Annotated in this window: 17 protein-coding genes and 8 pseudogenes; 9 read left to right on the forward strand and 16 right to left on the reverse strand. The window is 68.9% G+C overall.

Annotated features, from left to right (window positions below):
* Positions 1–116: 116 nt before the first annotated feature.
* The 5 genes from ACZ4SW_RS34585 to ACZ4SW_RS34605 form a co-directional block, all read right to left on the reverse strand.
* Entirely contained in the window at positions 117–554 is a 438-nt protein-coding gene (locus ACZ4SW_RS34585) for a DUF3761 domain-containing protein (protein ID WP_468253046.1), read from the reverse strand.
* A 314-nt stretch (positions 555–868) separates the two neighbouring features.
* Positions 869–1,117 (reverse strand): hypothetical protein, encoded by a 249-nt coding sequence (locus tag ACZ4SW_RS34590; RefSeq protein WP_468253047.1) that lies wholly within the window; start codon positions 1,115–1,117, stop codon positions 869–871.
* A 74-nt stretch (positions 1,118–1,191) separates the two neighbouring features.
* On the reverse strand, positions 1,192–1,800 hold the full coding sequence (locus ACZ4SW_RS34595) for a DJ-1/PfpI family protein (RefSeq protein WP_468253048.1): 609 nt from the start codon (positions 1,798–1,800) through the stop codon (positions 1,192–1,194).
* Positions 1,800–2,069: a hypothetical protein gene (locus tag ACZ4SW_RS34600; RefSeq protein WP_468253049.1), complete on the reverse strand. Its 270-nt coding sequence runs from the start codon at positions 2,067–2,069 to the stop codon at positions 1,800–1,802. The genes ACZ4SW_RS34595 and ACZ4SW_RS34600 overlap by 1 nt, the downstream gene beginning before the upstream one ends.
* A gap of 105 nt (positions 2,070–2,174) precedes the next feature.
* Entirely contained in the window at positions 2,175–2,654 is a 480-nt protein-coding gene (locus ACZ4SW_RS34605; RefSeq protein ID WP_468253050.1) for a winged helix-turn-helix transcriptional regulator, read from the reverse strand.
* 59 nt (positions 2,655–2,713) lie between these two features.
* Here ACZ4SW_RS34605 and ACZ4SW_RS34610 point away from each other — a divergent pair, with 59 nt between their 5' ends.
* Entirely contained in the window at positions 2,714–4,168 is a 1,455-nt protein-coding gene (locus ACZ4SW_RS34610; RefSeq protein WP_468253051.1) for an MFS transporter, read from the forward strand.
* A 116-nt stretch (positions 4,169–4,284) separates the two neighbouring features.
* Here ACZ4SW_RS34610 and ACZ4SW_RS34615 read toward each other — a convergent pair whose 3' ends face one another.
* The 4 genes and pseudogenes from ACZ4SW_RS34615 to ACZ4SW_RS34630 form a co-directional block, all read right to left on the reverse strand.
* Positions 4,285–5,343, reverse strand: a complete 1,059-nt coding sequence (locus tag ACZ4SW_RS34615; RefSeq protein ID WP_468253052.1) for a zinc-dependent alcohol dehydrogenase family protein — start codon at positions 5,341–5,343, stop codon at positions 4,285–4,287.
* Between the two features lie 704 nt (positions 5,344–6,047).
* A pseudogene (locus ACZ4SW_RS34620) lies at positions 6,048–6,143 on the reverse strand (site-specific integrase); the annotation flags it as partial.
* 399 nt (positions 6,144–6,542) lie between these two features.
* On the reverse strand, positions 6,543–7,196 hold the full coding sequence (locus ACZ4SW_RS34625; RefSeq protein ID WP_468253053.1) for a hypothetical protein: 654 nt from the start codon (positions 7,194–7,196) through the stop codon (positions 6,543–6,545).
* Between the two features lie 466 nt (positions 7,197–7,662).
* Positions 7,663–8,036, reverse strand: a pseudogene (locus ACZ4SW_RS34630) (hypothetical protein); the annotation flags it as partial.
* Positions 8,037–8,111: 75 nt separating this feature from the next.
* On the opposite strand from ACZ4SW_RS34630, the pseudogene ACZ4SW_RS34635 reads away from it, so the two are divergent.
* Together ACZ4SW_RS34635 and ACZ4SW_RS34640 are read left to right on the forward strand one after the other, a co-directional pair.
* Positions 8,112–8,378, forward strand: a pseudogene (locus tag ACZ4SW_RS34635) (DUF6083 domain-containing protein); the annotation flags it as partial.
* 351 nt (positions 8,379–8,729) lie between these two features.
* Positions 8,730–9,605: a PhzF family phenazine biosynthesis protein gene (locus ACZ4SW_RS34640; RefSeq protein ID WP_468253062.1), complete on the forward strand. Its 876-nt coding sequence runs from the start codon at positions 8,730–8,732 to the stop codon at positions 9,603–9,605.
* Positions 9,606–10,811: 1,206 nt separating this feature from the next.
* Here the strand turns inward: ACZ4SW_RS34640 and ACZ4SW_RS34645 are convergent.
* Together ACZ4SW_RS34645 and ACZ4SW_RS34650 are read right to left on the reverse strand one after the other, a co-directional pair.
* Positions 10,812–11,009: a transposase gene (locus ACZ4SW_RS34645; protein WP_468253054.1), complete on the reverse strand. Its 198-nt coding sequence runs from the start codon at positions 11,007–11,009 to the stop codon at positions 10,812–10,814.
* Between the two features lie 378 nt (positions 11,010–11,387).
* On the reverse strand, positions 11,388–12,281 hold the full coding sequence (locus tag ACZ4SW_RS34650; protein ID WP_468253055.1) for an NADP-dependent oxidoreductase: 894 nt from the start codon (positions 12,279–12,281) through the stop codon (positions 11,388–11,390).
* A gap of 69 nt (positions 12,282–12,350) precedes the next feature.
* Here ACZ4SW_RS34650 and ACZ4SW_RS34655 point away from each other — a divergent pair, with 69 nt between their 5' ends.
* Positions 12,351–12,956, forward strand: coding sequence for a TetR/AcrR family transcriptional regulator (locus tag ACZ4SW_RS34655; protein WP_468253056.1), 606 nt, complete (start codon positions 12,351–12,353; stop codon positions 12,954–12,956).
* Between the two features lie 526 nt (positions 12,957–13,482).
* Here ACZ4SW_RS34655 and ACZ4SW_RS34660 read toward each other — a convergent pair.
* Complete coding sequence (locus ACZ4SW_RS34660; RefSeq protein WP_468253057.1) at positions 13,483–13,638, reverse strand: hypothetical protein; 156 nt, start codon at positions 13,636–13,638, stop codon at positions 13,483–13,485.
* 48 nt (positions 13,639–13,686) lie between these two features.
* Between ACZ4SW_RS34660 and ACZ4SW_RS34665 the strand changes: the two are divergent.
* Together ACZ4SW_RS34665 and ACZ4SW_RS34670 are read left to right on the forward strand one after the other, a co-directional pair.
* Positions 13,687–13,824 (forward strand): annotated as a pseudogene (locus ACZ4SW_RS34665) (IS5 family transposase); the annotation flags it as partial.
* A 59-nt stretch (positions 13,825–13,883) separates the two neighbouring features.
* Positions 13,884–14,063, forward strand: a pseudogene (locus ACZ4SW_RS34670) (IS701 family transposase); the annotation flags it as partial.
* Between the two features lie 130 nt (positions 14,064–14,193).
* On the opposite strand, the gene ACZ4SW_RS34675 reads toward ACZ4SW_RS34670, so the two are convergent.
* Entirely contained in the window at positions 14,194–15,390 is a 1,197-nt protein-coding gene (locus ACZ4SW_RS34675) for an MFS transporter (protein ID WP_468253058.1), read from the reverse strand.
* A gap of 91 nt (positions 15,391–15,481) precedes the next feature.
* On the opposite strand from ACZ4SW_RS34675, the gene ACZ4SW_RS34680 reads away from it, so the two are divergent.
* Both ACZ4SW_RS34680 and ACZ4SW_RS34685 read left to right on the forward strand, forming a co-directional pair.
* On the forward strand, positions 15,482–16,324 hold the full coding sequence (locus ACZ4SW_RS34680) for a LysR family transcriptional regulator (RefSeq protein ID WP_468253059.1): 843 nt from the start codon (positions 15,482–15,484) through the stop codon (positions 16,322–16,324).
* A pseudogene (locus ACZ4SW_RS34685) lies at positions 16,209–16,921 on the forward strand (transposase). Before ACZ4SW_RS34680 ends, ACZ4SW_RS34685 begins: the two are co-directional and overlap by 116 nt.
* 139 nt (positions 16,922–17,060) lie before the next feature.
* Here ACZ4SW_RS34685 and ACZ4SW_RS34690 read toward each other — a convergent pair.
* The 3 genes and pseudogenes from ACZ4SW_RS34690 to ACZ4SW_RS34700 all read right to left on the reverse strand — a co-directional run.
* Positions 17,061–17,369, reverse strand: a pseudogene (locus tag ACZ4SW_RS34690) (ABC transporter permease); the annotation flags it as partial.
* Positions 17,366–17,970 (reverse strand): annotated as a pseudogene (locus tag ACZ4SW_RS34695) (ABC transporter ATP-binding protein). The pseudogenes ACZ4SW_RS34695 and ACZ4SW_RS34690, both read right to left, overlap by 4 nt.
* A 365-nt stretch (positions 17,971–18,335) precedes the next feature.
* The gene (locus tag ACZ4SW_RS34700) at positions 18,336–18,539 is read right to left on the reverse strand and encodes a cold-shock protein (protein WP_263234414.1); all 204 of its coding nucleotides are present in this window, start codon (positions 18,537–18,539) and stop codon (positions 18,336–18,338) included.
* Between ACZ4SW_RS34700 and ACZ4SW_RS34705 the strand changes: the two genes are divergently transcribed.
* Complete coding sequence (locus tag ACZ4SW_RS34705; RefSeq protein ID WP_468253060.1) at positions 18,538–19,815, forward strand: LexA family protein; 1,278 nt, start codon at positions 18,538–18,540, stop codon at positions 19,813–19,815. The two genes, ACZ4SW_RS34700 and ACZ4SW_RS34705, sit on opposite strands and share 2 nt — an antisense overlap.
* The last annotated feature ends 291 nt before the right edge of the window (positions 19,816–20,106 follow it).

The raw sequence follows: 20,106 nt of genomic DNA on the forward strand, positions 1-20,106 counted from the left end.
GCCAGTCGGCACCTCTCGCGAGGACCGGCGAGCCGAGCACTCCTGCCCTGGGGCTGCCCCATATCGCCCGACCACGGCCTGCGCACTGCGACTCAGCAGCCGCGCCGCGGCGCCTGCTACCTGTAGAAGACGGCGACACCACCGTGGTGGGAGCAGGCTCCCTGGTGATGAGCGGCGTAGCTGTAGGTGCCGTCATTGCACAAAGCGGTGGCCCCGGCCGCATCAGACGTGCCGCCGGAGCTCGACGAGCCGCCCGACGACGAACCGCCGCTGCTGCCCGAGGAGCCGGCACTTGACTCGTGCGTGGCCGCCGACGCGGGCTTGGCCGTCTTGGTCACCGTCACTGTCGGGGCGGGCGCGGCCGCCTTCGTCACGGTGACCGTCGGGGCCGGCGCTGCAGTCTTCGTGGCGGTCGCGGTGACGGTGACCGCAGGGCGCGGGGCGGGACTGGCCGCACTGGAATTACCACCACCGAACGCGGCACCGACCGCGAGCAGCGCGAAACCACCGGCCCACACGCGCTTGCGCTTGTGCAGCGGACGGATATCAGGCATGCGAACAGGCTCCGGCGGACGGACGGCCCACGGCCCGGGCTGGTACTGGCTCACACGACGCCTCTCTACAACCGACACCCGGACACACGCGCCACGGGGCAGTTGAACACTTTACAAACCCTCCCCACAAATTGCGCAACCCCCATACATGCGCGAGATGCTGGCGGTACCTCCACCCGTAGCTGCTCCGGCGGCGCACTTTCACGACCCTCTTGGATCTGCAGTTCGCAGACCGCTTCCGGGCTGGTTGGCGTCATCCATCCGTACCTGACTCCTCACCCCCCGGCTCCGCCAGTAGGCAAGGCTTTGGCCCACTACACAGATGCAGAGGTGGCCTGGGCCAGTACTCGCAGCATGTCGCCGACAAGCCGGTCGCAGTGCGGGCAGACGAGACTTGCTCCGCCCGCTCGAAACGGGGTGGTGAGATAGATCCACAGGGCGTAACCGTTGAAGTAGGCGCGGTCCAGCGGGTCCCAGGGCGTCTCCAGGGTGTGGCCTGTGAAGGATGACGGTGGGTCCTCGCGTGCAGCCACCACTCGCCCGTCGAGCTTGTCGATGCTCACACGTCCGGGCGTGAAGTCGGTCTTCTGGTCGAGGGCGACAACCGCTCGTGACCAGCAGCCACGATTACGGGACGTCAGTGCGGTGTGAGCGCTCCCGCCTGGACGGCGCGCAGGGCGCGATCGACGGTCTCCTGGTTTTCGCCGACGGGAGCCACGTAGTCGAGGACGTCGCGTGCGGCCTCTTCCCCGAGTGCCCGGGTGATCACCCAGGCGGCGAGGTACTGGGACGCCAGGCAACCACCCGCTGTGGCAATGTTCCCCTCGGCGTGGAACGGCGCGTCCAACACGGTGACGCCGCGGGCTTCGACGAACGGCCGGCTCTTCCTGTCCGTGCACGCCGGCATGCCCTCCAGCAGCCCCAGCCGGGCAAGAACCAGCGCGCCGGAGCACTGCGCGCCGATCAGTTGGCGTGAAGGGTCGAGCCGCAGCCGGGAGACCAGCTCATCGTCGGCGACCACGTCCCGCGTCTTCACGCCGCTGCCGACCAGCACGACCTCAGCCTCGGTCACGAACTCCATCGGGCGCTGCCCGGTCACCTCCACGCCGCTCATCGACGTGACCACCGGCGTCGGCGTCGTGATGAAGGCTTCCAGGCCGTCCCTGCGGCACCGGTTGATCAGCGCGGAAGCGATGAAGCTGTCGAGTTCGTTGAATCCGTCGAAGGTGACCACGGCTACCTGCATCACATCTCCTTCAGGCGCGGCATGAGATCCGCGCTCTTGCCCGGCGCGCCGTTCCGGGGCGAGAGCTGGGTCAGCGGCCGGCCCAGGTGGGGCAACCGCACCATGCGGCCGTGGGTCACCAGCATGGGGCGCCGTCGGCAAGCTGGAGTTCGCCCCGGCCGAAGGAGCAGCTCCGCGTCCAGGACCATCAGGCCTGTCGGGGATCGGTGGAACAGGGCTTCCAGCACTGCCGCGCCCTCGAAGGGCGAGATAGCTTCGTTGTGCGCCACGGCAGTCCACCACCCCCACCCTGCTCCTCGATCCTGCGCCGCTTCCTTGCACCGCACGACGTGCCCGGACATGCCGCCGCCGTTGCGGTCCCAGCCCGCCGCTGTCTATGAGGCCTGCACTGGACCGGACCGGTCCCAGCCCGGGATCGTCTCTTCCCGATGGATGTCCTCGGCGTGGACCCGCTCGCCGCAGGCTTCGCAGACCGTGTGGGTGACGAGTTCGTGGTCCCGGTGGAGGAACCGGACGGGCGGTGAGGTGACGGCCCAGCGATCGCCCCAGCCGATGAGCTCGCGGGTGATGCCGGCCAGGTCGCGTCCTGCCTCGGTCAGGTAGTAGCCGCTGTGGCGTGCGTCGTCCGGCAGTGGGCGCCGTTCGAGGACCCCGCTTTCCACCAGCGCCTTCAGGCGTGCCGCCAGACGGTCCGTGGGGGCGCCGGTGTTCCTGGCGATCTGCCGGAACCGGTGGTTGCCGAGCATGACCTCGCGGATCGCCGGCAGAGCCCATCGGTCGCCGACGATCTGCAGGGCGGCGGCGAGCGAGCAGGGGCGTCCGGTCATGTCCTGGGGATCGATGCGTGTGGTCACGGACCCAGTATCACCTAGCATGGTTTGAATTCCAAACCACCCCATGGTTCACTTGTGTCATGCCTACGACGCTTGGATTTCCAAAGCAGACTCGAACCGCCACCGTGGTGGTCCTGGTGGCCGTCTTCATGACCAACCTGGACCTGTGGGTCGTCAACGTCGCCCTTCCGGCCATGGGAGCGAGCTTCTCCGGGGGCGGCAGCGCAGTGACCCTCGGTTCGTTGTCCTGGGTCCTCAACGCCTACGCGATCACCTTCGCCGCGCTGCTGGTGGTGGCCGGGCGCGCCGGTGACCGCATAGGCCAGCGGCCGGTCTTCCTCACCGGGATCGCCGTCTTCACCCTCGCGTCGCTGGGCTGTGCACTGGCCCCGAACCTGGGGACCCTCGTCGTGGTCCGGGTGGTGCAGGCCGTCGGGGCGTCCGCCCAGATCCCGACGTCCCTGGCCCTGCTGCTGGCGACGGTGCCGGCCGAACGCCGTACCCACGCCACCCGGAACTGGGCTGCGGTCGGAGGGCTCGCCGCGGCCGCCGGGCCCGTCGCCGGCGGCCTCCTGACCGAGGTGGACTGGAGGTGGGTCTTCGCGGTCAACGTGCCCATCGGCATCGCCGCGCTCATCGCAGGCCGATCCGCCCTGCCGAAGCCGCCGGCGCGGGAGACGGGACCGCTGCCCGACCTCCTCGGAGCCCTGCTGCTCATCTCGTCGGTCGCGGCACTGTCCGGGGCGCTGGTGCAGGCCCCCGACTGGGGCTGGACGAGTGGCGGGTCCGTACTGCTCCTGGCCGTTGCCGTGATCGGCGGCGCCGCGTTCGTCCTCAGGTCCCTGCGACACCCCCACCCGCTGTTCGAGCTGCACCTGCTAGGGCTGCCGCGCTTCGGAGCGGCGAACTCGGGCAGCCTCGTGTTCGGCGTCGCCTTCGCGATCATGCTGCTGTCGAACGTGCTGTGGTGCCAGGAGGTCTGGCACTGGAGCGCGCTGCGCACCGGTGTCGCCCTGGTCCTCGGTCCCGCCCTCGTGCCGGTCGTCACCCTTCTGACCGCCCGCGCCGCGCAGCGCTTCGGGCACGGTCCGCTGGTCGGGGCGGGCGGGTTGCTGTTCACCGGCGGCATGGTCTGGCGTGTGTGCTTCGCGTCCGTCACGCCGGACTACCTGCGTGACCTGCTGCCCAGCCAGCTGTTGACCGGTACGGGCGTCGGCCTGACTCTGGGCACGCTGGTGGCCGCCGGTGTGCACGCCCTGCCTGGGCACCGTGCGGCGACCGGGTCGGCGCTGGTCAACTCCGTCCGCCAGATCTCCGCCACGATCGGCGTGGCCGTCCTGGTCGCGGTGGTCGGCTCGCACGTCGGTGCCGCCTCACGGCACGACTTCCGGATTGCCTGGTGGGCAGCCGCCGTACTGGGTCTGGCGACCTCGGCGATCGGTGTGCACCTCAGCCGCGGCGGCTCGGGCCGGACGGCGTCCGCCACGTCGAAGGAGCCCGAGGCGGATGCGCAGGCTCTGGCGGACGCGTCCTGACCGATCACTGTCCCATCGTGCGGCGGCAGTCGGGGCCGCCTCGGAAGGCTTGACCAGGTTCACGGGCGGCCCTGGACGCGGCGGCCGCGCCGTCGACGCACCGGCAGGCCCTCTTCCTACCTGTCATCCCCGTCCCGGCCGTCTTCGAAGACGAAGAGCGGCTTGGTGCCGTGCACGGGTGCCTCGGCGAGCGCGACGGCCTCGGGGAAGTCTTCGAGCGGGAACGGCCGGCCTTGGGGGATGCTCAGGACCCCCTCGGTGACGAGATCGCGCACCTGTGACAGCGCGCGCAGCGCGTCCTCAGGCGAGGTGGTGCCGAACCAGCGGTTCAGCCAGAAACCTCGGACCGTTTTGGTCTCGTAGATGACCGAGCGTGCCTGGAGCGGGATCGTCAGCGCCGCCGGGTCGGTCTGCCGGTGGGTGGAGAGCGCGCCGTAGACCACGACCTCCCCGCCCGGAGCCAGCGCCTGGGACACCTGGGCGCCCACCGGGCCCGCGACACAGTCGATGGCCTTCCGCACGCCGGCCGGTCCCGTCGTCTGGGTGACGCGCTGCAACAGGTCCTCGTCCTCGGTGCAGATGACCTCGTCCCCGCCGAGCGCTTCGATCTCCTCGACGGCGGCTCGTCGCCGCACGACGTTGATCGTGCGGATACCCAGATGCCTGGACAGCTGGATGACGAGCCGGCCGACGGTGGAGCCCGCGGCCGTCTGCAGCAGCCATTCGCCCGGCTGTACGTCGAGTTCGCGCGTGACGAGGAGCAGAGCGGTCAACGGGTTGACGGCGAGCTGGCAGACACTGGAGTCGCTCACGTCCTCGGGGACCGGCAGGAGCCTTTGCGTGTCGGCGACCAGGTACTCCTGCCAGGTGCCGGCCACAGGGGGTCCGGGTACCGCGGGGACCGCGGCGACCACCACGCGCTCGCCGACCGTCGGTGCTTCGGTGTCCGGGCCCAGGGCCGCAACACGGCCCACGCACTCCATGGCGCCCCCGACAGCGGGGAATCCGGGGGAAAAGCCGTAGCGGCCGCGCAGCACGTGCAGATCACTGGCGTGAATCGGAGTCGCCTTCACACGGATCAGCGCCTGACCGGCTTCCGGCGTGGGAACGGGCCGGGATTCCAGCCGCAGGACGTCGGTGGGCTCGCCGGCCTTCACGGCCACGAGCGCGCGCATGGATCGAGGCATGAGCGGCCCTTCGTCTCTCAGCACCCGAGAAGTTCGACGCGATGCCGACGCCGGCATCCTCATCAGCCCCGAGCTGTCATCGGCGTCGCTCCCTGCAGGCCGTCACCCACTCACTCAGGATGACCGTGAAGCACTGAGGCCCGTGATCAGGACCACTCGCCGCAGCCCGTCCAAGTGCAGCGCAGCACAACACTGGGGCGACCACCAGAAAGAAAGATCCCCATGACACGACGCAAGCTTGTCCGTTCACAATGGCCAGGCCGCGCCACTGCTTGAGTCGGTTGATACATGGTTTCCGTCTACCGGCGTGGCCGCCGCCGTGCCCCGGGTCTCCGGCATGCTGCGCTCCGTACAGTGCCCGGTCCACGGCCGGGACACCGAGGAGCAGCCCGCAGCGCGGGTGATCAGCACACCGGCCTCCTCGACGAGGACGTGCGCCCGCCCGATCTCCTCGAAGCTCACCCCGGCGTGCGCGGCGGGGCAACCGCGGCGCAGGCCGCCGCATGCAGGGGCAGCACCAGGTGATCCACCGCCTGGACGACCGCGGCCGGGTGGCCGTTCCATCAGCTGGCGCAGCTCTTCGCCCAGTTCTTCGGCAGCCCGCACCACCGGCGCGCACAGTCGCTCGTGTTGCTCATGCTTCGACCAACCAACCCACCGGCCACCGGTGTTGGACTCACCGCCTGCCGTCACCGGGCGCCAGCCGGCTTCTTGTGCCGCGACTTCGCCATCAGCATCGGCAGACTCGCGCCGGCCTCGCCGAGGTGCGTGAGCCCGGAGTGCCGCCACAGAGCCTCGCGTGGGCGGCCAGACGGCGGCGGCGTCACGCCCACTCCATGACCAGTTTCCGTAGTGCCTCTATGCCCAGGAGCGTTCTATGTGATCGCTTTCTGGAGCGGTGGCCTGGGCTGATCAGATTGGGGTCTGTAGGTGTGGGGGTAGCGCGGTCCCTCGGCGAACTGGAACGCCATGCCCTGTTGAAGCTGCTCTTACTCGCACCATGTCGCCAACAGGCCGGCTGAAGGCGTCTGCAGCACCCGCCGCATCTCGCCTTCCCTTGGGCTAGTGAGCGACGGTCTGACGGGTGGCGAGCGTGTCAGAGTGGTCCGTGCGGAGGCTGGCGCGCGCTGCTGGCCAACGCAAACACCGGCGAACCGGCGCGTCTTGCGCCCTGTACTGTCAGCGGCTCACTCTGCTTGCTCCGACGACTGCTCGTCGTTCGCCGGCGTGGCTGCCTGCTCGGCTGCACCGGCGGCGGAGTAGAAGACGGAGCTGCCCTGCTTGGTCCGCTGGGCCTTTTTCTTGGCGACGAGTCCTTCGAGAGTGGTACGCACGACGGTGGCCTTGATGCCGCGCTCGGGATGCGCCTGGCCGAGCGCGGTGGCGACTTCGGCCGCGGAGCGCGGTTCGCTCTGCTCGGTGAGGTGGCTGCGGACGAGTTCGACCAGCGTCGGCTGGGCCGCCTTCGCGCCTGAAGCCTTGTTCGCAGGCTTCTTGGCCGCCGCCTTCTTGCTGGTCGTGGCACTCTCTGTGCCGGCTGCCTTCTTCCCGCGCGTCCGCTTGCCCGCGCCGGACTCAGCAGCGGCCTTCTTGCGCGGAGCAGGCGCCGCTGTGCCGTCCGGACTGGCCGAAGGCTGCACCGGTGCCGGCACGATGCCGAGTACTTGCCGCACGTTGACCAGCACGGAGTGGTCGTGCTGCAGCGCGGCGAGCTGCTCCTGCAGCGCGGCGATCTCCGCACTGATACGTTCCTGCTCCTTGGTGTTGCGTTCCAGGTCGCTGGTTACCTGTGCTGCGTACTGCGATGTCAGTTCAGTGCCGAAAGTCGTGATCTCGGACATGACTCGACCTTTCTCTCGGTTTCGTGACCGGGCATGCAGCACCTTTCGCGCACGGGGCGCGGAGTGTTCTCGGGCTCGGATCCGAGGGGCAGGTGGAGATGACTGCTGCACGTGGCCCGGCGTAGAGATAGTACGGATGGATTGAGTCTGTTGCTCTTCTTGAGTGATGTCTATTTCTCAGCCTGAGCTTCACTGTTCCCTTGAGTGTGGCTGCCTGGGGCGCGCCGCGGGATGACTTGAGGCCTGTTGGTGGGGGAGTTGCCACAGGACTTCGTCGGTGCCCCGGCCGTGCTGCCAAGCGGTGAGGATCCCGGTGGCTGCCAACCGGGCGAGAAGGTCCGCGGTCTGGTGGGGTGAGTGTCCGCACAGGCGAGCGAGGACGTCCATGTCGGTGCGGTGGTGGACTCTGGTCTGTTGCGTGGGGGAGTGGACGGGCAGTGGGAAGGAGGTGGCTGGAAAAACGGCCGACCAGCGTGTCCGGCACCACGGCGGTGTGACTCGTCGCCGCGGCGCAGGCCGCACAGGTGTCGGCCAGCCGTCAGGTGCGGCCGCCGCGGTCGCGGGTGAGGGCGAGCAGTACCGGTCCCGCGCATCCGCGGTGACGTTGATGCCAGCAGCAGCCTTGCGCCCGGCACCGGCAGGTGCGCAGATGCCCCGGCAACACATCGGCGCGGGCGTGGCAGGCCAGATGCGCCTGGGCGGCGGATCGCGCAGAGCTTGCCTTCAGGGGAGGGGTGTGGTCGGTGCAGTGCGGGCAGACGAGACTTGGTCCGCCCGCTCGCGGGCGGAGCTCCACCGTCCAGATACGCCGCACCGCGGCATGCGGGCCGGCCAGCCCATCGGCCTGTCGTCCTCCCATCTGTCCGTGCCGTCACGGCGGATGCCCCAAACGAGGGCGTCCGGTACGGTCGCACGGTGGCCGCCACCAGCCCGAGCCGCTTGCTACGCGCCGGCCAGCGCAGCCGGTGCCGTCAATGCGGGAATACCCTCGACGTCTACGAGCGCGCTGACCAGCGTCCCGTCGCCCTCCATCCCGCCGAACTGCCCGCCGCGCCGGTTCCGGACGCCTGCCGCTGGCACCTCAGCCGCGGTATCGCCCACCCCCACGGTGACGGCAGCCCCTGATGCCGCATCCCACACGCGCTGCTCTGCCCAGGCGGCACCCCCACGGCCCGCATCAGCACGCACCTTCAGGCCGTAATACGCCGCCACCTCGCCGTCCGAACCCGTCGCCTGGTCGACACCGGCACGCTCACCCCCGCCCCGCCCACCGAGAACACACCCGCCGCCAGCGCCTCCGAGCCCGCCCACGTCATCGTGCAGATGCTCCTGAGCCGCTATCTCGCCGACAGCCCTCTCCAGGACATCCGCTGCGTGGCCCAGACCCGCCACCGTCACCGCTGCACTAATCCCGTCCTCGCCCCCACCGGCCAGGGCGAGTCTGTACCGATGTGCGGCTCCGCCGCGGGCGCCCACGCCCGCCTCCACTCGCGTCCGGGAATGGCCGCGGGCCCGCCTCGCGTTGCCGCGAGCATGACGACGAACGAGTCGCGGCCCGAGGTGCTGCGATACACCGCATTCTCCAGCGCCCCCGACGGCGGAAACCCCGCCGGCGTTGTCCTGGACGCCACCGCCCTGGACGACAGTGACATGCTGGCCATCGCCGCCGACCTCGGATACTCGGAGTCCGCGTTCCTGACCGCACCCCCGGAAAGCCTCGGTGGCCAGGAGGAGCGGGCGTACAGCATCCGTTACTTCAGTCCCAAGGCCGAGGTGCCGTTCTGCGGGCACGCCACCGTCGCGGCCGCCGTCGCGCTCGCCGAGCGGATAGGCCCCGGGGAGCTGGTGTTCGCGACGCGGGCAGGCACCGTGCCGGTGGAGGTGGCCGAGGAGGGCGGGACGGTGAGGGCCACGCTCATCAGTGTCGAGCCGCACATCGAGGAGATCGCCGACGCCGACCTCGATGAGGCGCTCGCCGCGCTTGGCTGGCCAACCGCTGATCTCGACCCGGCCTTCCCGCCCCGTATCGCCTTCGCCGGCGCCCGCCATCTCGTTCTCGCGGCGGCGACGCGTGCTCGCCTCGCAGATCTCGCATACGACTTCGCGCGCCTCGAAGCCCTGATGCATCGCTTGGACCTGACCACGGTCCAGCTGGTGTGGCGGGAGTCGGCCACCGTCTTTCATGTCCGTGACCCGTTCCCCGTCGGCGGCGTCGTCGAGGACCCGGCGACCGGCGCCGCGGCCGCCGCGTTCGGTGCGTACGCCCGTGAGCTCGGCCTGGTCCCCGAGGACGCCGTCCTCACCCTGTACCAGGGCGAGGACCTGGGACGGCCTGGCGAGCTCACGGTGACGCTGCGCGCGGGTGACCCGCGCGTCCGTGTCAGCGGCGCGGCAGTTCGCATCAGCTGAAGCGCCAGCCATGGCGGCAGCGCCAGGCTCGACGTGGCCACCGACCCAGGAGATCCCCCATGCCCGGCCGTCCCACCAGGGAGTCGTTTTCCTCCGAATGCTCTTGTCTGCTCCCAACAGGCCCACCCGCGCCGCCTTTGGGCGCGCTGCTGCGCCTACTGCCGATGAGCGATCGGGACAAGGACATCGAGATCCTGGTGCTACGGCATCAGATCACGGTGCTGGAAGCGGCAACCGGGCAAGCACAGACCGCGGTTCGATGCGGCTGACCGGGCGTTCCTGGTGGCGCTGCTGCACCGGTTGCCCGCCGCGCACCCGACCGCGCCCTGGGTGGCGCGCGTGCGGCGGGCGCGTTCCTCATCGTTCCGAGGCGCGATGCGAGGAGCAATACCTGCTGGACCTGACCGCTGCCAAATACCCGGTCATCCCCACCATCGACTGTTGGAAGCCGTTGTCGTACCGAACTTGAGCGGCAAGTTTTCCCTGCTCAGGCGTGATGCCGGGGTTGGGGAGGCAGGCTGGGGCCGTCGGGCTGTCTCGTCGGTGGAGGTGCCGGGATGGCGTCGGTCGTGGGGCTGGTGGAGGAGCGGGAGCTGGCCGCGCGGGAGCGTGCGGAGGGGCTGCGGGAGGAGGCGGACCGGGTGCTGGCCGAACTTGCGGAGGCGGAAACGGACTGGCAGGAGTGGCTGATCGCCCGGCAGCGTGTGGGTGAGGTGCTGTCCGTGCCGCGAATCGGCGAGGCTGAAGTGGCCGGCCCAGTCCGGGCGGAGGAGCCTTCCGTGCCCGGGCGGCGGCCCGAGCCGTCGGCGGACGCGCCCGCCGTGGTGTCTGTCCCTGGGGTTGCGCGGGCGGGTTCGATCGTTCCGGTATGGCGGCCCGCGCTGACAGCATCCGTGCTCGCCCTGGACTACCAGCGCATCCTCTCCGCACTGGCCGAGCGTCGCACGGGTGGGGACGGGGTGATGACGTGCCAGGAGATCACCGTCGCACTCGGGCTGGAGCTGTGCCCGGCCGGCGTGGAGGGCGTGCGATCGAAGATGAAGCGGCTCGCGGACCGCGGCTGGGCGACAGAGCCGGCCCCGGGCCGGTTCACCCTCGCGAGTCGACGATGGCGGCCGTCGGCTCCGGATCGCGGCCGGCGTCCTCGCGCACCAGACCGCGCAGCCGGTCGTGCAGCTCGGCCATCAGCCTCTGCGCACCCCAGCGTCACGCGAACGCATAGACGCGGTCCCACACGGGGAAGTCGCCCGGCATCGCCCGCCACGTGATTCCGCCCGCGACCAGGTAGCGCACGGCGTCCAACATCTGGCGGTGGCAGTAGCCCTCCGGCTGGCCGCCTTTGCCGTTCATCCACGCCGGGACCGGCATCGCCTCCCGCACGACCGCCCACTCCGCATCCGACATGTCCGAGGGATACCGCGGCTCGCGGTCCGGATGGTCACCCGCATTCCCGAACCGGTGAGCGAGGCAATCACACGACCGGGCAAGCGAGTTGGACTCCACAAGCACGGAACCGCACGACTGCGACACGGGGCCTCCCGGCCAGCTCGTTCGGACTTCGACAATCCCGAGCTGGGCAGGGGGCCCCCGCCTTCATGCATGCCGGAGCCGGAGATCACGCGACCGAGTCACCACACTCGATGTGACGTTGACCGGTAGTTGACCCTTCCGATCGGTTGTTGGCCCCGCTGCGACTTGGGCCCGCTGTCTCTGCGATCAAGTAGCGGGCTCCAGGCCGGCGTCGTCCTCAATTTCTGCTTGAGAACGATGCGCAGCTGGTTTTCAGATAACCAGGACCCGTCGCCCGCGTGTGTGACCGGCCTGGCTGTCGATGTGCGCCGCCGCGGCCTCGGCAAGCGTGTACGACTTCTCGACCGGGATGTGGAGCTTTCCCCGCGAGATGAGGTCGACGGCTTCGGCGAGCGCTTCTGGCATGCTCCCGGCGACGCCGGAGAATCGGACACCGAGCTCCGGCGCACCGAGATCGGCGATGGAGACCACCTTCTGCGGGTCCCCGGTTAGTTCGACGAGTTCGCGGATCACGCCCGAGCCGGCCAGGTTGAGGGCTGTGTCGACATGGCCGAGCTGCCGCACCCGCTCGACCCAGCCCTCGCCGTATGTCGTGGCGAGGGCGCCCAGGCTGCGCAGATAGTCCTGGTTGGCTGCCCCAGCGGTCCCGATCACCGTGATGCCGCGGTCGCGGGCGATCTGCAGCACCGCTGATCCGACTCCCCCGGACGCGCCGCTGACCAGCAGCGTCTGCCCGGAGCGCACACCGACCTCGCGGATGATGCGCAGCGCGGTCTCCACCACGGAGGGGTAGCCGGCCGCCTCTTCGAACGTCAGGCCCTCGGGCATACGGGCCCAGGCCGACAGCACGGCGAACTCGGCATACGTGCTTGCGCCTTCGCCGAACACGCGGTCGCCGACCTCGACCCCTTCGACGCCTTCACCGACCTCGTCCACCACCCCGGCGGCGTCCTGCCCGACTCCGGCGGGCAACTCGATCGGATGGGCCCCCAGGACCTGGCCTTCACGGAGCCTCCAGTCGACGGGGTTCACACCTGCCGCCCGTACGGCGATGCGGATCTGGCCGGGGCCCGCATGAGGATCCTCGGCATCTATGAGTTGCAGTACGTCCGGACCGCCGAACTCGGCGAAGCTCACCTTCTTCATGCCGCAACCGTAGCACTAACGGTTATGGTTTTGGTCTTGTTATGCATTCGCACCTGATAGTGTGAGGGCATGACCGTGCCGACCGGACGCCGTGAGCGCAAGAAGGCCGCGACCCGCCAGAAGATCGCCGACGCCGCCCTGCGGCTCTTCCTGGAGCACGGGTACGACGCGGTGGGCATCCGTGACGTGGCCGCCGAGGCCGACGTGGCCGTCACCACGCTCTTCTCCCACTTCGCCTCGAAAGAGGCCCTAGTCTTCGAACAGGACGAAGACTTCGAGCAGCGCCTCACGCGGGCGGTCACCGACCGGGCGCCGCACGAGCCGCTCGTACCCGCGCTGCGCCGCGAGATCCAGTCCCTGGTGCGACACTGCACAGCGGACAGCGCCGCCCCGATCTGGCGCATGATCGACGCATCACCCGCCCTGCGGAAGTACGAAGAGTCGATGAGACTGCGCCACGCGGAGTCGCTGGCAACGGCCATCGCCGCCGATCCCGACCTGTCAGGGACCCCAACGGCCTGCCGGGCGATCGCGAGGTTCGTGATCGACGCCTATTCACTGGCCCGTGAGGCGGCCGATCCGCAGGCCGCGGTGGGCGAGATCTTCCAGATGATCGAGGCGGCCTGGGCCGTCACCTGTCCCTCCGCAAACTCCACCGGCACAGCCAGACCGTAGTCAGGACTCAACCCTGTTCCGCGCCGTTTCGTCCGAACGCCAGCCACAGAGCAGATCAGCGGGCGCGCCGGCCTTGAGCGTTCTGACCGGTAACCGTGGCCGCATGGCCTTGTCGGCAGTCGGGCTGTGGCCGGCCCCCATAGCAGGACCAGCCGATGCCCTTCGGGGCCACCTGTCGTCCGCCATCGGGGCCAACACCCCTTCTACGCAAGCTGCTGACCACCGGTTGCTGAACGTTGCGAGACCATCTATCGGTCTTCGTCACACTCGAACCGGCGTCCAACAAGATCGGTACGACAACAGCTTCTTACGCCAAGGCTGTTCACCCAATCAGCGGCTGGGGACATCCGAACCGCTGCTCGGGGGGCGGCGTTTGGATGAGCTGCGGCGTGACGCCCGCGCTCTGGGAGGCCCGGAGGTCCGCGAGTAGTTCGCCACCCGCACGGCATCAACACCAAGCAGAGCTGCGGCAGCAGCGCTGGCTGAGATTCTGCAACGCCACATCGAGGCCACCCAGACCGTCGCATCAGCCCAGCAGGCTCTGAATGACAGGGTGTTGTTCTTCCTCGCCTACAGCTACGCCACTCTCTTGCTGGCAAACGACTTGGACGAAGAGTGCGCCTTCCCCGGGTTCCTGATGCTCGACAACCCCTACCAGCAAGGCATCGAACGCCAGCGTCATCAAGTCCATTCCGCAGGACCTGGCGGAAGCCGCTGAAGTTCGACTACCGACTACCGTGAGCGGCATGCCGTCGAGTGCGGGATCAATCGCCTCAAGCGCCACCGGGCCGTGGCCACGAGGTACGACAAGCTCCCTGTCCGCTACGAGGCGACCGTGCTGGTCGCAGTCCCCAACGAATGGCTCTGACCAGAGCTTCCCAGTCAGAGCCTAGGAACGGATGTGCGTGCGGGCTTGCTCGATCCGTGACCACGCCGCCAGGGCTCGCCCCGCTGACCTGCGGCGAGATCCAACGTCTCTTCACCGCCTTCGCCGCACCACAATCACGCGGCCTGGCGCACTGGCTCGGTTGGTCATGCTGGCGCCGACGACACCAGGCCCGTGCACGGAGCAGCCACTACCAACGTCAGGCCCTCCAACAGTCCTGATCAAGATCTACAGCTGGAGTACTGGAGGTTGTCCCGTATGGGGTCGGGGTTATCCCGTGAGGGCCGTGTTGCGGAGGCGTGCAACGCCGAGCATGGCGTGCGAAGGCTCAGCCACTGGACGACAGGCAGATCATCGCGCGTCTGAGGCCCCGATGACGCTGGGATCGCGGCGCACCGACCGCGTTCGGATGGGTGAGCGCCGGGACAGCAGCCATCCCATCAGCGCGGCGGCGAGGCCGGCCAGGCCGGCCGCTGCGAAGCCGCCTGCCGGTCCGGACGTATCGATCGCCTCGCCGACGATCGGGACGCCGAGGGCGAAGCCCGCGCCCAGCGCCGAGGACTGCAAGCCTGGCGCCTCACCGCGCACGCTCGCGGGTGCGAGCCGGCTCACGGCGTCGGACAACGCGGAAAGAGTCGGTGCGGCAAGCAGCCCCGCGCCGCAGCCTGCCACACACAACCAGCGCCAGTCGTGGGCCAGTCCGGCGGGAATGGTTACCAGCCCGAGCAGGCCGAGCAGCAGCCAGGTGGGCAGCGGTCGCGGGAGCGCGCCGTACAGAAGCCCGCCGGCGATGGAGGCCGCGCCGTACACGGCCACCACGACGGCGGCCCGGGAGACCTGGCCGGCTTCCTTGAGAGTGGCCACGATGGCCAGGTCGGTACCGTTGAGCACAATCGTGGCGCCGAACGCCATCACCAGCACCGCGATCATTCTCGGGCCCAGCCACTCCCGGCGACGGGGGCGGTCGGCTGGGTCGGCCGACGCCTCTTCCTCGGCCCGCAGCGGTGGGTTGAGCAGGGCGATCCCCGCTCCGCCCGCCGCGATCGCAGCGCCGACGCCCCAGGCCACCACGTCGGAGGGCAGTTGTGCCGCGCAGAGGATCACGATCGGCGGGCCCACCGTGTAGGACAGCTCACCCTGTACCGCTTCCAGCGCGAAGGCGGCCCGGCGCTGTCCCGCCTTCGTCATCGCGGCGATCGCCTGCCTGGTCACCATCGGGGCCGGCACCATCAGCAGACCTGCTATGAAGGCGGCGGCCAGCAGAGTCGTGTACGGCAGTACCGCGACGCTCAGCCAACACGCGACCTGAACCACGACGGTGGTCAGCAGCACGATACGCGCGCCCCGCCGGTCGATCATGCGGCCCAGCAGCGGACCGCCCAGCGCCAGACCGGTGGTCAAGGCCGCCGCGGCTCCTCCCGCTGCCGCGTAGCTCATGTCCAGGCCGAGAACGACGTACAACGTCAACGCCGTTCCGGAGGACGTGATCGCGGTGCGGGCGAGCAGCGAGACGCCCAGCAGCGATGCCAACCCGGGCACGGCGAGCACCTGTCGGTATCGAGTCACCCGAGTGACGCTAGCTCCGATCATCCAGCGATAGGAAGTGGCTATATGACTGGGGCCGATATAATGGATTTTTATGGCCAGGGATCTAGAGATCGTACTGCTGCGGTCGTTCGTCACCGCTGTGCGGGCGGGCAGCATCAGCCGCGCCGCAAGCGCGCTGGGGCAGAGCCAGCCCGCGCTCAGCCAGCAGTTGCGCAAGCTTGAGAACACCGTCGGCAGCCCCCTGCTCCTCCGGTCCCCGACCGGCGTCTCACCGACCCGCGCGGGTGACGAACTCCTGCCATACGCGGAGCGCATCCTCTCGCTCTCCGCGCAGGCACTGACCGAAGCCGGCCGCGCACTGACCGGCCACTGCGGCGTCGGGTTGCTCGAAGACCTCGCCGCGTCCCAGCTTCCGCAGGCCCTCGCCGACCTCGCCCAGTTGCATCCAGGCGCGACGCTTGAGGTACTCAGCCTCTCCGGCGACGCGAGGCGCGAGGCGTACGACGCGGGACGCGTCCAACTCGTGCTCGACGAGGCGGCGGACGTTCCCGGCCGGCCGCGCTGGACGGTGCGCCGACCGCTGGTCTGGGCGGTCGGCCAGGGCGTGGACTTGGCTGCCGATCCGCTACCCGTGGTGCTGTTCTCGGGCCCGTGCACATGGCGTTCATCGGTGCTGGAACGGCTGGAAGGCGCCGACCGCCGATGGAGGGTGGCGTTCGAGAGCAACAGTCTCGTCGGTGTGCTCGCCGCGGTGCGGGCCGGGCTCGGCGTTACGGCGGTGCTGCCCGGGAATCTCGAACCGGCCATGGCGTGCCACGATGCGGACGCCCTGCCCAGCCTGCCGGACATCGAACTCGGCCTGGCCAGGCACCCGCGGACCGAAGGCGATCCGCTGGTCGATGCCGTGGAGACCGCGCTACGACGCATGGTCTGAGCGGTTGACGTTGCGGCAGGTGGCCCTGTTGTTCGGGATCTCGAAGTCGGCCGCAGACCGGACCCTGAGCCATCCCGCGCCACTGCTGGCGATCTCTCCGGTCCGCCGCAGACGCGAGGGCACCGTGCACATCGTCGACGGCACACTGGTGCCCACCCGGGACCGCACTGTCGCGGCCTCGAGCAAGAACTACCGATACTCGACGAACCTGCAGGTGGTCATCGATGCCGGCAGCCGCCGGGCGTGGCCATCGGTGACGCCATCGGTGACCCGCTACCCGGCAGCCGCAATGACTGCCGGGCCTTCACCGAGTCCGGTGTCGACCGGGCCTGCCATGGTGTTTCGCCCCCTTGCCGATGGCGGGTACCAGGCACCGGACCGCTCATCCCGCACCGCAAAAGACGAGGCCAACAGCGCCTGAGCCCGCAGCAGGAGGCCGAAAACGCTGTCCGCCATCGGGCCCGGGCACGTGTCGAGCATGCCCTGTCGCGCCTCAAGAACTGGAAGGTTCTGCGGGACTGCCGACTCAAGGGCAACGGCGTTCACCTGGCCATGCTCGGCGTTGCACGCCCTCACAACATGGCCCTCACGGGATAATCCCAACTCCCTACGGGATCCCCTCTAGCCGGGCTGGCGCCGACGCCAATGCGACCATCGGCGCCAAGTTCTCGGGCTGCCCCGGCACTGGGGCCTACCAGCAGATCGCGCACGAGGTAAAGCCGGGCGAGGTCGTGGTGCGTGGACGCCCCACGCGACATGCGAAGCGCCCGCCGTTGAACGTGACGGCGAACATCATGAACCCGGTGATCAGGGTGACGGCGTTGATGGCACCGGTGATCTGCGTGATCTGGTTGCCCGCGGGCTCCAGGAGCCGGCCGGACGCGCGCAGCCTGAAGGCCACGGGCGTGCTCGGGATGACAGCGTAAGCGAGGCTGATCCAGGAGGGGATGAACAGGGCGACCAGGACCATGGCCAACCTGTTACGGGCGTGCTCGACCAGGTCAAAGCGGGCTGCAGTGGCCAACAGACGCATGTGTCGCCTCACGCCGACACCGCATCGGCCGGGTGCAGGACGCCGCCCTGAAGCCTCCACAACTCGTCCAGGCGCTCGGCGTCATAGGCCAGGTGCGAGACGACAAGGACGGAGCGGCCCGCATCACGTAACCGTGCCGCCAGGTCCCAGAAGCGCTGGTAGGTGTCCCAGTCGAAACCCTGGTAGGGCTCGTCCAGCAGCAGCACCTGCGGGTCATGCATCAGCGCCAGGGTCAGGTTCAGCTTCTGGCGGGTCCCGCCGCTGAGCCGACCGGCGCGCTCATCGGCGTACTCCGATAATCGCAGCGCCTCCATGACCTCCCCGGCGTGGCGCAGATCCGGCATCCCCCGGGCGACGCGGAAAACTCCAGATGCTGACGCACAGTCAGCGCGTCGTTGATCACCACCTCTTGTGGGCAGTAACCGAACCGGCCTTCATGGCGGACCGTGCCACGCTGCGGGCGCAGCTCACCGGACAAGATCTTCAACAGCGTCGATTTGCCCGCACCGTTCTCCCCGACGATCCCGGCCAACACCCCAGAACGCAGATCAAGCTCTAGCCCCCGCAGAACCTCACGACGACCATACGCATGACGCACATCCCTGACCTCCACCGCACCCCCCGTGCCCTAGACCGTGCCACGCACTCGGCGCCGATCACTCGCCGTCACTGCAAGGCTAGGCATCACATACGATCAAAAGTGCACCTGAGCCGCTGGATAACCCGCACGAGTGAAGGCCGCGCCGTAAACGTGGCCGAGAGCTGAGCCGAGACGGGAAGGGAGCGGCGTCGGCGAGGGCCAGGTTCGGTCAGTAGCCGTCTGGAATCTCCCGGCGCACCGTGGAGCGGTACGTCAAGGGACAGCTGAAGCGGCTCCGGAACCAGAGCATCACCTGGCCGACGGCCTGACGTCCCGCCAACATCGACGAGCCCCGGCCGGTGGATGCATCCCGGCCGGGGCCTCTTTTGCGTGCGGCGTTACAGGGGGCGGATGTTCTCCGCCTGCGGGCCCTTCTGGCCTTGGGTGACGTCGAACTCGACCTTCTGGCCCTCCTGGAGCTCACGGAAGCCCTGAGACTGAATGTTCGAGTAGTGGGCGAAGACGTCCGGGCCGCCGCCCTCCTGCTCGATGAAGCCGAAGCCCTTTTCCGCGTTGAACCACTTCACAGTGCCCTTGGCCATGTGCCTGTCTCCTTCGAAAGGACTGGTCCCGCACCGTGCGGGATCCGGAGGTGATCGCCCTGGTCCGGAGAGCGTTGAACGGCAAAAACGCCCGCGATTGCGATCACGGGCGAACGGGACTTCGGAACCACGACTGCTGATCACGACGCTACACCGGCTGGTGCCGCACGGCCACACGGTTCCGGTCAACGCGGGGTGTGGCCGAGATGGGCCACACGGGTGCATCAGCCCACGAAAGGCCCAGGTCAAAGCGCCTGAACCGCATCCCCTAGGCGATTACACCCCAGGGTCACCTTGCCTCCGTAATTCGAACATACGATCTAGTCCGAGCAGGGCCGGGCACCACCGCGTAGACCACCTCACCGAGCGGCAAGAGGGCATCGTGGCGTTCATCCGGGAGCGGATCGCCGAGCACGGCGAGGCGCCGACGGTGGTCGAGATCGGCGAGCACGTGGGCTTCGCAGCCGCTCCGCCTCGCAGAGGGCTGGACCGCGACGGAACGATCGCACACGAAGGCGCACTGGACCTAGTGCCGGCAGCGTTCGTCCCCGTCGTCGATGCGGCCCGCGCTCATATCACCGCAAATTTCGACAGCACGCGCCTGCACAGCGCCTACCTCTACGGCAGTATCCCCCGTGGCACCGCCACTCCTGGAGTCTCCGACCTCGACCTCCAGCTCGCCCTCCACGACGAGCCCAGCGAAGCCGACCGCGCTGACGCCAAAGCGATCGAGGCCGCACTCGACCGTGCATTCCCGCAGATCGATGGCGTCGGGATCCTGCTGACCAGCACGCGGGTTCTGCTCAGCGACGTTGAACGTCACGATGGCGGATTCTTCATCGCCTGCCTCTGCACCCCGTTGCTGGGCCCTGACCTCGCAGAAGAGCTGCCCCGTTTCCGCCCCACTGCTCTACTCGCGCGGGAGACCAACGGTGACCTCGCCCACGTGCTTCCACGCTGGCGTGCCAAAGCAGCAGAAGCCACCACGGACGCCCATCGCCGGACCCTCAGCCGTCTCGTCGGCCGTCGCATCGTCCGCACGGGATTCACTCTGATCATGCCCCGATGGGGCGGCTGGACCAGTGACCTCGACCAGTCCGCCGAGCTCTTCGGCCGCTACCACCCCGAGCGCGTCGAGCAGATGCGTGTCGCCGCGTCAATTGGTCGTGCACCCTCGCCCGACCCGGCGGTGCTCGGGATGCTCATCAACGACCTCGGCCCTTGGCTCGCAGCCGAATACACAGCCGTGCACGGCGAGAAAGCCCCGCGTCCCTGACGGGCAGGGCCAGGCCGTTCTCACCTACGCAGCCATCCAGCGGAGCGCGGCCCGGCGCCACGCTCGCCGAGCTGTACCTGCCTACTGATGAGAAACACGCAATTAGTGAGCGTTTGGTTCTGGTATTGAACGGTTTATGGGGGATTTCAGGAGCCAGGTCGAGCGCTCAACGAAGCGATTCGCCGGAAAACGCCGCCTCTGCGGCAATCAGCAGGGCAGCAATGCGCCGGGTTCCTTCCAAGAGCTCCTGTCTCATTTGGAAACCTACCGGTTCGTACCGAGTGGAAAACG

The sequence above is a fragment of the Streptomyces sp. NPDC028331 genome (genome assembly GCF_055565775.1).